The sequence below is a fragment of the Mesorhizobium sp. M8A.F.Ca.ET.021.01.1.1 genome, from assembly GCF_003998025.1.
Lineage (GTDB): Bacteria > Pseudomonadota > Alphaproteobacteria > Rhizobiales > Rhizobiaceae > Mesorhizobium.
Window position 1 is genome coordinate 1 of the sequence record NZ_RZSJ01000096.1, and the last position, 14,152, is coordinate 14,152.

Sequence of the window (14,152 nt, forward strand, 5' to 3'; positions counted from 1 at the left end):
TCAAGGGCGCGGTCCATTCGGCGCCAACGACGCCGGGCGACCTGCTCTTCCACATTCGCGCCGAGCGGCCCGACATGTGCTTCGAATTCGAACGTATCCTGCTCGACAGGCTTGGTCCCGGTGTGACCGTCGTCGACGAAGTGACGGGCTTTCGCTATTTCGATGCCCGCGACCTGCTCGGCTTCGTCGACGGCACCGCCAACCCGGCTGGCCTTGACTTGCCCGCCTCGGCGCTGGTCGGTGACGAGGATGCCGATTTTGCCGGCGGCAGCTATGTCGTGGTCCAGAAATATTTGCACGACATGCAGGGCTGGGCGCGCATTCCGACGCCCGAGCAGGAGGCGATCATCGGCCGCACCAAGATCGACAACATCGAGATCGATGACGACGACGCGCCGCGCAAGTCGCACAAGTCGCTGGCCACCATCGAGGATGCCGACGGCAATGAATACGATATATTGCGCGACAACATGCCGTTCGGCAGGCCCGGGCAGAACGAATTCGGCACCTACTTCATCGGCTATTCCAGATATCTCTGGGTCACCGAGAAAATGCTGCAGCGCATGTATGTCGGCGATCCGCCCGGCGCCTATGACCGGCTGCTCGACGTCTCGACGCCGCACACCGGCACGACCTTCTTCGCCCCCACCCGTCCCATGCTGCAGACGCTTGTGCAGGCGAAGTAAGAGAAGCTTTGTCGCTGCGCAGTAGAGCGTCGGCTGGCGGCCTCCGCGGCCCCTCAACGTGCGTCGCGTTTCGCCTGCGCCACCTTGGCCGCCTTGCGCTGCCGGCCGAGTTCAGCCGGTCGGACCAGGCTTGCAACCTTCTGGTTGGCCACGGCCCGCATACCCTTGTGCGCCGTGCGCGAATTGTGCGTAGGACCGTTCGGGGCTTTCTGCTTCAAGGTCAGCGCCTTGCGCGCGTTGCCGACCAGCGAAATGCGGGCCGCCAGTTGGCGGCGCAGTTCGGCCTCGCCGTTCAGCCGCCGCATCGCCGTCGCCAGCACCGCAAGCTTCACTTGTGAACCGCCATCAGCCTTCGAGGCGGTCGCGCCCTTTGCCGCGCCCTTGCCGCGGATTTCACGACGGCGGCGATGCGCTTCGGTCTGCGCCTTGTCGCGCCGTTCCCGCAACAGCTTGACCAGGCCGGAAAGGTCGGCGTCGGAAAGATCCTGCACCGCCGGATGGTGCGACTTCTCCACCAATTCCTTTTCGTCGGCGCTCAGCGCGCGCGCTTCTTCCTTGCGTGAAATGGCCATGACAGTCCTCCTCAGCCGGCACGCCTGTTTTTCAGGCTTGCCACTTGAGGAGCCTCGACCCGAATGGCGGCGCGGTCAAGACCGGCGCCTCACGATGCCCTTAGCCCATGTCAGGCAGGATCTTGCCCGGATTCATGATGTTTTGCGGATCGAGCGCCTGTTTGATGGTGCGCATGATGTCGACGCCATGGCCGAGTTCGTGGCGCAGGAAGCCGATCTTGCCCTGGCCGATGCCGTGCTCGCCGGTGCAGGTGCCCTCCATGGCGATCGCCCGCATATTGAGCCGTGCGACGAACTTTTCCGACAGCGCGATTTCCTCGGGATCGTTGACATCCATCAGCACCAGCACATGGAAATTGCCGTCGCCCGCATGACCGACGATCGGCGCGATCAGGCCCATCTCGGCAATATCGGCTTCGGTCTCGGTGACGCATTCGGCAAAGCGCGAGATCGGCACGCAGACATCGGTCGACAGGCCCTTGGCGCCCGGCCGCAAGGTCAGCGAGGCCCAGTAGGCGTCGTGCCTCGCCTTCCACAATTTGGTCCGCTCCTCGGCGACGCTGGTCCACAGGAACGGCCCGCCGCCATTTTCTTCGGCGATCATGCCGAAGGTCTCGGCCTGCTCGGCAACGCCGGCGTCGCTGCCGTGGAATTCCACGAACAGGCACGGGCTCTCGGGATAGTCGAGCTTGGAATAAGTCTTCATCGCTCGCATCTGCAGCGCGTTGACCAGTTCGATGCGCGCCACCGGAATGCCCATCTGGATCGTCGCGATCACTGCGTTGCAGGCCGCCTCGACACTCGGGAACGGGCAGACGCCGCCCGAGATTGCCTGCGGAATGCCTTGCAGCTTCAAGGTCAGCGCGGTGATGATGCCGAGCGTGCCTTCGGATCCGACCAGCAGTCTGGTCAAGTCATAGCCCGCCGAGCTCTTTTTCGCCCGCTTGCCGGTCGTCACGGTCTCGCCGTCGGCCATCACGGCGGTCAGCGACAGCACGTTCTCGCGCATCGTGCCGTAGCGCACCGCATTGGTGCCGGAGGCCCGCGTCGCCGCCATGCCACCGAGCGAGGCATTGGCGCCCGGATCGATCGGGAAGAACAGGCCGGTGTCGCGCAGATGCCGGTTCAGGTCCTCGCGCGTCACGCCGGGTTCGACGGTGCAGTCGAGATCCTGCGGATTGACCGCAAGAATGCGGTTCATCCGCGACGTATCGACCGAGATGCCGCCGCCCGGCGCGTTGGTGTGGCCTTCGAGCGACGAGCCGACGCCAAACGCGATCACCGGCACGCGGTGTGCCGCGCAGGCGCGCACGATTTCCTGCACCTCGGCCGTCGTCTCCGGGAACGCGACGCCGTCGGGCGCCTGCGTCGGAATATAGGTGGTCGTATGCGCGTGCTGCGAGCGGATCGCCTGTCCGGTCTGGAAGCGCTCGCCCAGACGCTGCTTGAGGATGCCGAGTACGGCCGCGATGCCTTCCTCGTTGCGTTCGACCGGATTGAGGTCGCTCAGAGCCATGGAATCCTCCGCGAATGGACCAGCATGCATGCTTGTCATGCGATTATGGATGCGTAGTCTCCACGACCACGCTCTGTCCAGCACCAGAACAAGGAAGTTTCGATGTCCATCCTCGCCCCCTTCGTTTCCAAGCCCATGGACATCGAGAAGGACTGGATCGACTATAACGGCCATCTCAACATGGCCTATTACAACGTGCTGTTCGACCGCTGCTCGGACGAGGCCTTCGAGGCGATGGGCATGGGCCTGGCCTATGTGAAAGAGCGGCGGCTCACCATCTACACCGCCGAAGTCCATGTCTGCTACGTGCAGGAGTTGCACCTGGACCACAAGGTCATAGTCTCCTTCCAACTCATCGACCATGACGACAAGCGGCTCAGGGCCTACCAGGAAATCCGCCATGTCGATGGCTGGCTCGCCGCCACGTCCGAGACCCTGTCGCTGCATGTCGACATGTCGGGGCCGAAGGTGGCGCCCTTCCCGGCCGATGTGCTGGCCAGGATCGAAGCCATGCGCGCCGCCCATTCGGTGCTGCCAATGCCCGAACGCGCCGGGCGCTCGATCGGAATCAGGCGCAAGCAGGGCTAGGGCAAATTCGAGGACGGAACGACTTCAAAGCCACACCCGCGAACCAAAATCGCCGGCCCCCTCAAATCGACTGGCGCCGGCGCTTGAAGCAGTCCTGGACCCACATTAACGTTACCGAGGTTTTAACGGGAACAAGCCAATTGAGCCGTTGAACGACTCAGCGGAGCGGTCGAAAACGTCCGCACCAGGGTTGTTTACGGGCGGCGGGGCGAAGCCGGTTCGAGGGACGTGCATGAAAACCGACATCAAGGTCGAGGTGGATAGGCTGGCGGCCGATCCGCGCATATCAGACTATGATTTCTGGCGTTCGCTCAAGAATGTCGACAACGAGATCTTTCACATCGCCAACAACAACGAACCGATCCCATTCGACATGATTCGCTGGCGCAGCATCCTGAAACGCGCCCGCCTGAAGCGCGGCCACGCCTGAGGCAAGCAATTTCGATCGCCGTCTGGCGCTGACATTTTTCTCAAGCAACATCTCACCGAGATCAAACCTGCCGCTTGATCGCCGCCAGCGGCGAGCGCGCGATCACCGGCGACGACTGGATGATCGCCGTGTTGGTCATCGCATGGGGGATGATGCGATCGATCACCCGTTCGAGTTCGGCCACCGAGCCGACATGCGCCAGCGCGATGAAACAGTCTTCGCCTGTCACCCGGTCGCATTGCGCGATCTCGGGCAGGGAGCGGATGATCTCGGCCACGACCGCCAATTGCCCCGGCACCGGCCGGATGCGCAGCCATGCCGACAGTTTCAGGCCAAGCGCCGCGGGATTGATTCTGACCGAATAAGCTTCGATCACGCCGTTCTCCTGCAGCCGCTTGAGGCGCTCGGCCACACTCGGCGCCGACAGGCCGACCGAGCGCGCCAACTCCGCCGTGCTGATGCGCGCGTCCTCTTCCAGCAAGCGCAATATTTTCATGTCGGCGGCGTCGAGGTCGACGCTTTCGCTTCGAAGGCGTTTCATGGAAAAATCCTTGCTTCCGGGAAAGAAATGACCGGACTTGCTGCTCATCGTCCATATAAACCGGAAAGATCGCCTGCGATACTGCGCTGATGGATGACCAGGCGCAAGTCCCGACTGCCGGTCGCGATGCCACCAGGCCTGCTCTTGCCGGCCCGGGCAGCCTGGCGACGAGACTGCCACCGCATCTCTGGTTCGCGGTCAGCGCGGTCTTCCACTATCTCGGGCCGGCCTTCGCCGTGCTGCTTTTCCCGCATGTCGGCGTGCTCGGCATGGCGTGGCTGCGCATCGCCACAGCGGCGCTGATCTTCGCGCCGCTGACGCGGCCCTGGCGAACCTTCGTCGGAACCGATACTCGGACGCGCCTGTTGTTGCTGGCCTTCGGCGCTTGCCTGGCGGTGATGAACTGCTCGTTCTACTTGGCGCTCGACCGCTTGCCGATCTCGTTGGTGGCGGCGATCGAATTCGTCGGCACCATCGGCATTGCGCTGGTCGGCCTCAGGAGCACCCGCAATCTGGTCGCTCTTGCCATAGCCGTCACCGGCACCTTGCTGTTGACCGACGTCAGATGGTCAAGCGACCCGATCGGGCTGTTCTGGGCTTTCCTCAACGGCGCGCTCTTTGTCGGCTACATCATGCTTGGCCACCGCGTCGCCCGCACCGGCGCCGCCGACGGCATCGCCGGCCTGGGTGCCGCCATGGCGGTCGCTTTCGTCGTCGTGCTGCCGATCGGCTTCACCGACGCGCTGCCCGCCTTCTTCTCGCCGCCGCTGCTCATTGCCGCCGTCGGCGTCGGCGTCTGTTCCTCGGTCATACCCTATGCCTGCGATCAACTCGCCATGGCGCGGTTGCCGCGCTCGAGTTTCGCGCTGATGCTGTCCCTGCTGCCGGTCACCGCGACAGTGATCGGAGTCGTGGTGCTGCGTCAGATCCCCGGTCCGGCCGACTGCATCGGCATCGCCCTGGTGGTGGCCGGTGTCGCCTTCCACAAGCCGGCCTCCGCCGGCTAGTCGAGAAATCCCTTTCCTCCCAGTCGGTTGCAAAAAGCATCCGTTGGTTCCCACCTGCGACGAACTGCGACAGGCCGTTCGAGATTGAACCAAATCCGACTTTGAGCCGTTGTCTCCCACGAAAAATGGCTTGGAGCGACGCGATGGACTGGAAAAAGACCAGGGAACCCGCCGACGCATGGCACATGACCGACGACCTTCATGTCGAGCAAGGCAAGGGCGACCCCTTCGCGGCGGCCATCCGTGCCACGCGGATGTCAATGATCATTACCGATCCGCGCCGGCAGGATAATCCGATCGTCTTTGCAAACGACGCCTTCCTGCGCCTGACGGGATACGAGCGCCATGAAGTTATCGGCAAGAACTGCCGCTTCCTGCAGGGCCCCAAGAGCGACAAGGCCGCCATCGCAGAGATACGCGCCGCGATCGAGAACGAGACCGATCTTAGCGTCGATATCCTGAACTACCGCAAGGATGGTTCGAGCTTCTGGAACGCGCTCTACATAAGCCCTGTCTCCAACGACAAAGGCGAATTGCAATTCTTCTTTGCTTCCCAGCTCGATGTTTCAGACCGCAAGCGTTCGGAACATCGCATCACCGCGGACAAGGATCGCTTCGAGAAAGCCGTGAGGGAACGTACTGCGGAACTCGAGGCGGCGCTCGAGGCGCAGACCACGCTGCTGCACGAGGTCGATCATCGCGTGAAGAACAACCTGCAGATGATCTCCTCGCTCATCCTCATGCAGAGCCGGACCGTCAGTGACGAGAATCTGAAACGCTCGCTGGGTACGATGCTGGAACGCATAGAGGCGCTCAGCACCGTGCACCGCCGGCTCTACCAATCCAAGGACGTCAGCAAGTTCGATGTCTCGGATTTTGCCAGGGATCTCGTCTCCGAGCTGCTCACGGCTTCGGGACGCTCGGAAATCAATCCGAAACTCGATCTCGAGTCCATCATCATCCCAGCCGAGAAGGCAACGCCGGTGGCATTGATGGTGAACGAGCTCCTCACCAACGCACTCAAGCATGCCTTCAAGGAAGGGCCGGATGGCACGAGATCGGGCAGCATCGGCATCAAGATGAGCCAGCCGGACGGCCATTTGAACATCGAGGTCTCGGACGACGGCGTCGGCATGGCGGATGCCAATGGCGACGCCTCCTTCGGCATGCGGCTGATCAAGTCGCTTGCACGCCAATTGCGCGCCGACATCGAGTGGCGCGATGCCGGTCCCGGCACTCGCGTTGTCATTTCGATGCCCAACGGACCACAGCACAAAGGGAACCTGTCATGAATGAGCCTCTCAAGGTCCTGATCGTGGAGGATGAGGCCTTGCTGGCCATGGAGCTGGAAAGCCTTGTCCAGGACGCCGGCCACAGTGTGGTGGGCTGGGCGACATCCCTGGCCGAAGCAAGGGAGGTGGTTGATTCGACGCGGGCCGACATCGCCTTTGTCGACATCCACCTCACCGACGGCCCGACCGGCATCGATGTCGCCGAATATATCGACGACAGGAAGAACTCAATGGTCGTTTTCATGACCGCAAACCCGAAGCGCATTCCCGACCATTTCGCCGGCGCGATCGGGGTCATTGCCAAGCCCTACACGGTCCACGGGGTGACTTCGGCCCTGCGCTATTTGCAGGAAGGCGTGCGGCGCCCGCCGCCGACATCGGAGCGACCGGCGGGCTTCACCTTGTCGCCGGCTTTCGAGACGGTCTGGGCGCCGGGAAGGTGACGACGATCAAGCCAGCTTCTGCTTGAGGAAAGCGACGGTCCTGCCCCAGGCGAGATCGGCCGCCTTCTTGTCGTAGCGCGCCGCCGAGGTGTCGTTGTTGAAGGCATGGTTGGCGCCTTCATAGACATAGACCGTGTATTCGACGTGGGCGGCGTCGAGCTCCTTCTTGAAGGCATCGATCCCGGCATTGGTGCGCTGGTCGAGGCCGGCATAATGCAGCAGCAGCGCAGCCTTGATCTTAGAGGCGTCGGCGGCGTTCGGCTGCATGCCGTAATAGGCGACGCTGGCGGCAAGGTCGGGCGCATTGACGGCCAGCATGTTGGCCGTGCCGCCGCCCCAGCAGAAGCCGATGGCGCCGACCTTGCCGTTGCCGTCCTTGTCGGCCTTGAGAAAGGCGACCGTCGCCACGCCGTTGGCCACGGTCTGCGCCGGGTCGAGTTTCCCGAACATGTCGCGCGCCTTGTCCTCATCGGCGGGCGTGCCGCCGAGCGGCGACAGGAAATCGGGCGCGAGCGCCACGAACCCTTCCAGCGCCACACGCCGGGCGACGTCGCGGATATGCGGGTTGAGCCCCCTGTTTTCATGAATGACGATGACCGTGCCGAGCTTGCCGGTATGGTTTGCCGGTTTGACCAGATAGCCTTTCATCTCGCCGCCGCTGCCGGGATAGCTGATGTCCTCGCCTTTCACGCGGGCATCGTTTTCGGCCACGATTGCCGCCTGGGCGGAGTTCGCAGCCAGCATCGGCGCGATCGCGGCCGCCGCCGCGCCCGATCCGGCAAGCCTGGTCAGTTGCTCCATGAAGCGACGGCGATCGAGCGTCAGATGGGTGTATTCGTCATAGGCGTCGATCATCGCCTGGGTGATGACGGGCTTGGTGGTGACGTCGGTCATGGGCTTCCTCGATCTCGGTGTCTTGACTTCGGTTTCCTTGCCGTCCGCAAGATAGGGGCGAGCCTGTCATCGTCCACTGGACGGTGACACCTCGCCGCCTCCAAGACCGCCAGCCAGGCCGCTGAAGATCATCACGTTTTTGTCATCGGTGAATAATCTTGATGGCGCTGCCACAATAGTGGGGGAAACTGGCTGGCCGGCCGCTTTTGGCGGTCACGGTAGAGCAATTCCAGGAAAAGTGCGTAGCGGTTTTCCCGGGAGAAGCGCGCAGCGCTTCCCCTTGGGAATTGCGTAAAAACAAGAAGTTAGAGTGGGGCAGAGGTTCTATCAAACTCTGAACCGCTCTAGGCCCGATCTGGAAGGAACAATGCCGATGACCATGACCTCGCCGATGCTCGCAACAGCTTTCATGGTTGCGGCCGCCGTTCTGGCGATGCGCGCGGCCGTTGTTGCGGCGAGCCGCAAGTCCATGGTCAAGGTACGCAGCCGCCAGCGCCATCCGGCAAACACGAAAACCCAAGGTTGAGGTGAAGTCATGGACGTCCAGGACATCGTGAACACCGTCTCGCAGAAGGCCGGTCTCGACCAGGCTACGACCGAAAAGGTCGTCGGCACCATTTTCTCGGTCCTCGAGCATGAGGCGGAAGGCACCAGCGCCTCCTCCTTCTTCGCCAAGATTCCGGGCGCCGATGCGCTGGCGCAGAAATACGACGTCATGGCCGCCCCGGCCGGCGGCGGCGGCTTCCTGTCCTCGCTGCAAGGCGCGCTTGGCGGCGTTCTCGGCGAGAAAGCCGGCGCGCTGGTCAACGGCCTCGCCGCGCTCAAGGCATCCGGCCTCGACATGGCGCAGATCCAGAAGGCAGGCGAGACGCTGGTCCAGCAGGCCGAGGCAGCCGCCGGCCCCGATTTGACCAACCAGGTGCTCGGCTCGGTGCCCAGCCTGAAGAGCCATCTGGGGCTCGGCTAAGACGGCGACGCCGGCCGCCCGGTCGAAGGCAGAAAAACGTCCTGCATTGCGACGCTTTGCTGACCATGGCTGGCGCTGCCCCTCACCTGCCTGCCGGCATCCTCTCCCCGTATAGTGACGGGGAGAGGGGCGCTGTCATCGCCGATTTCGCTAATCCCCAATGATGCAAGAAGGCGCCGCGGTTGCGTCCAGCCACTTCTCCCCGTCACTATACGGGGAGAAGTGCCCGGCAGGGCGATGAGGGGCGGCGCTAGCGTCGCGAAAACTGGACCCCGCCCCTTACTTGGGCAGCGCGTAAGCCATCACATAATCGCCAGGCTTGGTGCCGACCGAGCCGTGGCCGCCGGCAACGATGACCACGAACTGGCGCCCGTCCGCGACCGTATAGGTCATCGGCGTCGATTGCCCTCCGGCGGGCAGCCGCGCCCGCCAGAGCTGCTTGCCTGAAGTCAGGTCATAGGCGCGCAGATAGTCGTCGACGGCGGCGCCCAGGAAGGCGACACCGCCGGCCGTGATCATCGGCCCGCCGATGCCGGGCACCCCGACCTTCAGCGGCAACGGCAGCGGCGTCATGTCGTAGACGGTGCCGTTGCGGTGCTTGTAGGCGATCTGTCCGGTCCTCAGATCAACGCCGGCGACATAGCCCCAGGGCGGCGCCTGGCAGGGGATGCCGAGCGGCGACAGGAAGGGTCCCATCACCACCGCATAGGGCGCGCCCTCATTGCGGTTCAGCCCCTGTTCGCTGCCGCGCCCCTCATCCGGCGGCGGCACCTGGTCGCGGGGGATGAGCTGTGACTTGAATGCCAGGTAGGTCGGCATGCCGAACATCACCTGCCGCACCGGATCGACCGCTACCCCGCCCCAGTTGAAGGTGCCGAAATTACCGGGATAGATCAGCGAGCCCTGTACGGAAGGCGGCGTGTAGCGGCCTTCATAGCGCAGGCCCTGGAATTCGATCCGGCATGCCAGCTGGTCGAACATGGTGATCCCCCACATGTCGGCACCTGTCAGTGGCTTCGGATTGAAGGAGAGGTCCGACGCCGGCTGCGTCGGCGACGTATGGTCGCCCTCGATGGCGCCGCCGGGCGCCGGCACCTCGTTGACCGCAATCACCGGCTCGCCGGTGCGCCGGTCGAGCACGTAGAGGTCGCCCTGCTTGGTCGGCCCGACCAGCGCGGGCACGACGGAACCGTCGGCCTTGGTGATGTCGACCAGGCTCGGCTGCGCCGGCACGTCCATGTCCCAGAGGTCATGGTGCACGGTCTGGCGCACCCATTTCAACTGCCCGGTGTTGAGGTCGAGCGCGCTGATCGAGGAGGAGAATTTCTCGACATTGGCGCTGCGCCCGGCGCCGAGTTGGTCCGGCGTCTGGTTGCCGAGCGGCACATAGAGCAGGCCGAGCTTCTCGTCGGCGCTCGGCGTTGACCACATGTTGGGCGAGTTGGCGGTGTAGGTCTGGCCGGCCGCCAGCGGCGTCGTCTGGTCCGGATTGCCGGAATCCCAGTTCCATAGCAGCTTGCCGGTGCTCGCATCATAGGCGCGGATGACGCCGGACGGCTCCTGCGTCGAGTAATTGTCGTTGACCGCGCCGCCGACGATGATCTTGCCGCCCGCGATCAGCGGCGCCGAGGTCGAGTAGTAATAACCGGACTTCGGATACGGCATGTTGGTCAACAAATTGAGCGTGCCGCCCTCGGCAAAGGCCGGGCAAACCTGCCCGTTGGCGGCGTCGAGCGCGATCAGCCGCGCATCCGAGGTCGGCAGGTAGACACGCGTCGCGCAGGGCTGGCCGGCGGCGCCGGCGGCATCGGCATAATAGGAGACGCCACGGCAGGTCTGGTGCTGGCGGTCCTTGTCGAGCTTGATCTTGGGATCGTAGCGCCACTTCTCCTTGCCGGTCGCCGCATCGACCGCGATGGCGAAATTGTGCGGCGTGCAGATATAGAGCGTGTCGCCCACTTTGAGCGGCGTCACCTGGTAGGTGGTCTCACCGACATCGTCCGGACCCTTCACATCACCGGTGCGGTAGGTCCAGGCCGGCTGCAGATTGGCGACATTATCCGGTGTGATCTGGTCGAGCGGCGAATAGCGCTGGCCGAACTGCGTGCGCCCGTAATAGTGCCATTCGCCCGCCGGCACGTCGCCGCCGAGATTGGCGTTGGGGATCACCTTGTCGGTGTCGAGCGCGCCGCCTATGTCCTTCGGGTCCGTGGTCATCGAATAGCCGGCCACCGCCAGCGATGCCAGCACGGCAAGGATCAGTGGCGCGCGGCCGTCCGGACCGGCAAGGCCCCGCCGCGCCCACGGCGTCAGCAGCCACAGCGCCACCAGCACGATGATGCCGCCGCGCGGGCCGAGTTCCCACCAGTCGAAGCCGGTTTCCCAGACCGCCCAGGCCAGTGTGCCGAGCACGATCGCCGCGTAGAGCCAGAGCGAAGTGGAACGGCGCCGGTAGAGCAGCCAGGCGGCGACCAGGAAGGCGAGAGCGACGATGATGTAGTACCAACTGCCGCCCAGCGAAGCCAACCAGATACCGCCGGCGCCAAGCGCCAGGCCGATGAGGAAGAGGATGAGGGAGGTGATCGTGACAGCCAAGATGATACTCCTTCGACTGTTGCGCGCATGGAGGCGGCCCTGGGCAACCCGGCATTGCGTGCTGCCCCGTACGCAACTTTCTCCCGACCGCCGCGCCTGTCAAGCGTAGGTCATGGGTCCGCGGCGGCAACCTTGCCCCCACCGCGGTTGTTCACAACGCCGGCCGCCATATCGCTGGAGTGGCCTTATCAGGCACTTTACCGGAACAAAACGTAGACAGTTCTGGTCTTTCCCTCCCGAATCACTACATTCGGGGGAGATGTCCGGCTTTTCCGAAGACATGCCCTTTTTCGACGAACCCAATGCGCGGCCCACGGCCCCGTCGGGCATTGCCGCGCGCGCCATGGCTGCCCGCGGCGGCCAAAACAATGCGCCGGACTATCTCAGGGGGTTGAACCCCGAGCAGCGGCTGGCGGTGGAGACCACCGAAGGCCCGGTTCTGGTGCTGGCCGGCGCCGGCACCGGCAAGACCCGCGTCTTGACCACCCGCATCGCCCACATCCTCGCCACCGGCAGGGCCTTCCCCTCGCAGATCCTGGCAGTGACCTTCACCAACAAGGCGGCGCGCGAGATGAAGCAGCGCATCGGCATCCTGATCGGCGATGGCAATGTCGAGGGCATGCCATGGCTCGGCACCTTCCACTCGATCGGCGTGAAGTTGCTGCGCCGCCATGCCGAGCTTGCCGGCCTGAGATCCGACTTCACCATCCTCGACACCGACGACGTCGTGCGCTTGATCAAGCAGTTGATCCAGGCCGAGGGCCTGGACGACAAGCGCTGGCCCGCAAAACAGTTCGCCCAGATGATCGACGGCTGGAAGAACAAGGGCCAGGGTCCGGCCGACATCGCCGAGGGCGATGCGCGCAGCTTCGCCAACGGCAAGGGCCGCGAGCTTTACAAGGCCTATCAGGAGCGTCTGCAGACGCTCAACGCCTGCGATTTCGGCGACCTGCTCTGCCACCCGATCCGCATCTTCCGCGCCAATCCCGATGTGCTGAAGGACTATCACCGGCGCTTCAAATACATCCTCGTCGACGAGTACCAGGACACCAACACCGCCCAATACATGTGGCTGCGGCTGCTCGCGCAGCGGCCGGAAGGCAAGCCGATCTCCCCCCTTGAGGGGGAGATGTCCGGCAGGACAGAGGGGGGCGCCTCGCGCGCCAGGGCCACCGTTAACATCTGCTGCGTCGGCGACGACGACCAGTCGATCTATGGCTGGCGCGGCGCGGAGGTCGACAACATCCTGCGTTTCGACAAGGATTTTCCCGGCGCCACCATCATCCGGCTGGAACGCAACTACCGCTCGACCGCGCACATATTGGGCGCCGCTTCCCATCTCATCGCTTACAATGAGGGCCGTTTCGGCAAGACGCTGTTCACCGACCGCAACGATCCCGAGGATGGCAAGGTCAACGTCCACGCCGCCTGGGATTCGGAGGAGGAAGCCCGCGCCATCGGCGAGACCATCGAGGCCTACCAGCGCCAGAAGCACAATTTGAACGACATGGCGATCCTCGTCCGCGCGTCCTTCCAGATGCGCGCCTTCGAGGACCGCTTCATCACGCTCGGCCTGAACTATCGCGTCATCGGCGGCCCGCGTTTTTACGAGCGCATGGAAATCCGCGACGCACTGGCCTTCTTCCGCGTCGTCGCCAACGGCACCGACGACCTCGCCTTCGAGCGCATCGTCAATGTGCCCAAGCGCGGCCTGGGCGAAGCGACCATCCGCCAGATCCACGACACGGCGCGCGGCATGCGCATCCCGATGCTTGAGGCGGCGGGCACGCTCGCCGAAAGCGACGAGTTGAAGCCGAAACCGCGCGCTGCGCTGCGCGAGGTCGCGGCCAATTTCGAACGCTGGCAGAAGGCGCTGGAAACCACCCCGCACACCGAGCTCGCCGAGACCATTCTCGAAGAGAGCGGCTACACCGACATGTGGAAGAACGACCGTTCGGCGGAAGCCCCCGGCCGGCTGGAGAACCTGAAGGAACTGATCCGCTCCATGGAGGAGTATGAATCGCTGCGCTCCTTCCTCGAACATGTCGCGCTGGTCATGGATGCCGAGCAGAATGCCGGGCTCGATGCCGTTTCCATCATGACGCTGCACTCGGCCAAGGGCCTCGAATTCGAGACCGTTTTCCTGCCCGGCTGGGAGGAAGGCCTGTTTCCCCATCAGCGCGCGCTGGACGAAGGCGGCCGTTCGGGGCTCGAGGAAGAGCGCCGCCTCGCCTATGTCGGCCTGACGCGGGCCAAGAAGAACCTGCATATCTGGTTCGTCTCCAACCGCCTCATCCACGGCTTGTGGCAATCGACCATCCCGTCACGCTTCTTGGAGGAACTGCCGGAAGCCCATGTCGAGGTCGCCGAAGCCGGCAATTCCTATGGCGGCTACGGCAACCCCTATGGCGGCGGCTCGTTCGCATCCGGCCGTGGCGGCGGCCAAGGGGCAGGAAGACAGAACCCCTATGGCGCCTCGCGCTTCGACAATATCGGCGGCAATTCGGGCGGCGCGGAAAAATCCGGCGCCTTCTCCAACACCTATTCGACGCCGGGCTGGCAGCGCGCGCAGGCCAACCGCACCGAGGCGACCGACCGCAACTGGGGCACGCGCTCGGGCC

At 64.1% G+C, this 14,152-nt stretch carries 14 protein-coding genes; 9 read left to right on the forward strand and 5 right to left on the reverse strand.

What is annotated here, in order from left to right:
- Nucleotides 1-686: Dyp-type peroxidase (locus EOA36_RS10650; protein ID WP_127277564.1), on the forward strand; the 686-nt coding region annotated here is incomplete at its 5' end.
- 53 nt (nt 687-739) lie between these two features.
- Here the strand turns inward: EOA36_RS10650 and EOA36_RS10655 are convergent.
- Together EOA36_RS10655 and EOA36_RS10660 are read right to left on the reverse strand one after the other, a co-directional pair.
- The gene (locus EOA36_RS10655; RefSeq protein ID WP_127277566.1) at nt 740-1,258 is read right to left on the reverse strand and encodes a hypothetical protein; all 519 of its coding nucleotides are present in this window, start codon (nt 1,256-1,258) and stop codon (nt 740-742) included.
- 100 nt (nt 1,259-1,358) lie between these two features.
- On the reverse strand, nt 1,359-2,774 hold the full coding sequence (locus tag EOA36_RS10660; RefSeq protein ID WP_127277568.1) for an FAD-linked oxidase C-terminal domain-containing protein: 1,416 nt from the start codon (nt 2,772-2,774) through the stop codon (nt 1,359-1,361).
- Between the two features lie 102 nt (nt 2,775-2,876).
- Here EOA36_RS10660 and EOA36_RS10665 point away from each other — a divergent pair, with 102 nt between their 5' ends.
- Both EOA36_RS10665 and EOA36_RS10670 read left to right on the forward strand, forming a co-directional pair.
- Nucleotides 2,877-3,362: a thioesterase family protein gene (locus EOA36_RS10665; protein WP_127277570.1), complete on the forward strand. Its 486-nt coding sequence runs from the start codon at nt 2,877-2,879 to the stop codon at nt 3,360-3,362.
- Between the two features lie 232 nt (nt 3,363-3,594).
- Complete coding sequence (locus EOA36_RS10670; protein ID WP_015317249.1) at nt 3,595-3,792, forward strand: hypothetical protein; 198 nt, start codon at nt 3,595-3,597, stop codon at nt 3,790-3,792.
- A gap of 61 nt (nt 3,793-3,853) precedes the next feature.
- Here EOA36_RS10670 and EOA36_RS10675 read toward each other — a convergent pair whose 3' ends face one another.
- Nucleotides 3,854-4,333: an Lrp/AsnC family transcriptional regulator gene (locus tag EOA36_RS10675; RefSeq protein WP_127277573.1), complete on the reverse strand. Its 480-nt coding sequence runs from the start codon at nt 4,331-4,333 to the stop codon at nt 3,854-3,856.
- Between the two features lie 89 nt (nt 4,334-4,422).
- Here EOA36_RS10675 and EOA36_RS10680 point away from each other — a divergent pair, with 89 nt between their 5' ends.
- The 3 genes from EOA36_RS10680 to EOA36_RS10690 all read left to right on the forward strand — a co-directional run bounded on the left by EOA36_RS10680 (nt 4,423) and on the right by EOA36_RS10690 (nt 7,075).
- Nucleotides 4,423-5,340 (forward strand): DMT family transporter, encoded by a 918-nt coding sequence (locus EOA36_RS10680; RefSeq protein ID WP_127277576.1) that lies wholly within the window; start codon nt 4,423-4,425, stop codon nt 5,338-5,340.
- A gap of 143 nt (nt 5,341-5,483) precedes the next feature.
- Nucleotides 5,484-6,632 (forward strand): histidine kinase dimerization/phosphoacceptor domain -containing protein, encoded by a 1,149-nt coding sequence (locus EOA36_RS38790; RefSeq protein WP_127277578.1) that lies wholly within the window; start codon nt 5,484-5,486, stop codon nt 6,630-6,632.
- Nucleotides 6,629-7,075 carry a response regulator gene (locus EOA36_RS10690; protein ID WP_127277581.1) on the forward strand — a complete coding sequence of 149 codons (447 nt, stop codon included), beginning with the start codon at nt 6,629-6,631 and terminating at the stop codon, nt 7,073-7,075. The genes EOA36_RS38790 and EOA36_RS10690 overlap by 4 nt, the downstream gene beginning before the upstream one ends.
- Nucleotides 7,076-7,081: 6 nt before the next feature.
- Here EOA36_RS10690 and EOA36_RS10695 read toward each other — a convergent pair whose 3' ends face one another.
- On the reverse strand, nt 7,082-7,969 hold the full coding sequence (locus EOA36_RS10695; RefSeq protein WP_127277583.1) for a dienelactone hydrolase family protein: 888 nt from the start codon (nt 7,967-7,969) through the stop codon (nt 7,082-7,084).
- A gap of 373 nt (nt 7,970-8,342) precedes the next feature.
- On the opposite strand from EOA36_RS10695, the gene EOA36_RS37225 reads away from it, so the two are divergent.
- Nucleotides 8,343-8,495, forward strand: coding sequence for a hypothetical protein (locus EOA36_RS37225; protein WP_189553165.1), 153 nt, complete (start codon nt 8,343-8,345; stop codon nt 8,493-8,495).
- A gap of 9 nt (nt 8,496-8,504) precedes the next feature.
- Nucleotides 8,505-8,936, forward strand: a complete 432-nt coding sequence (locus tag EOA36_RS10700) for a hypothetical protein (protein ID WP_127277585.1) — start codon at nt 8,505-8,507, stop codon at nt 8,934-8,936.
- 279 nt (nt 8,937-9,215) lie between these two features.
- Here EOA36_RS10700 and EOA36_RS10710 read toward each other — a convergent pair whose 3' ends face one another.
- Nucleotides 9,216-11,531 (reverse strand): glucose/quinate/shikimate family membrane-bound PQQ-dependent dehydrogenase, encoded by a 2,316-nt coding sequence (locus EOA36_RS10710; protein ID WP_127277587.1) that lies wholly within the window; start codon nt 11,529-11,531, stop codon nt 9,216-9,218.
- A gap of 259 nt (nt 11,532-11,790) precedes the next feature.
- On the opposite strand from EOA36_RS10710, the gene EOA36_RS10715 reads away from it, so the two are divergent.
- Nucleotides 11,791-14,152, forward strand: a 2,362-nt coding sequence (locus EOA36_RS10715; RefSeq protein ID WP_127277589.1) for a UvrD-helicase domain-containing protein, incomplete at its 3' end; no start/stop codon positions are given.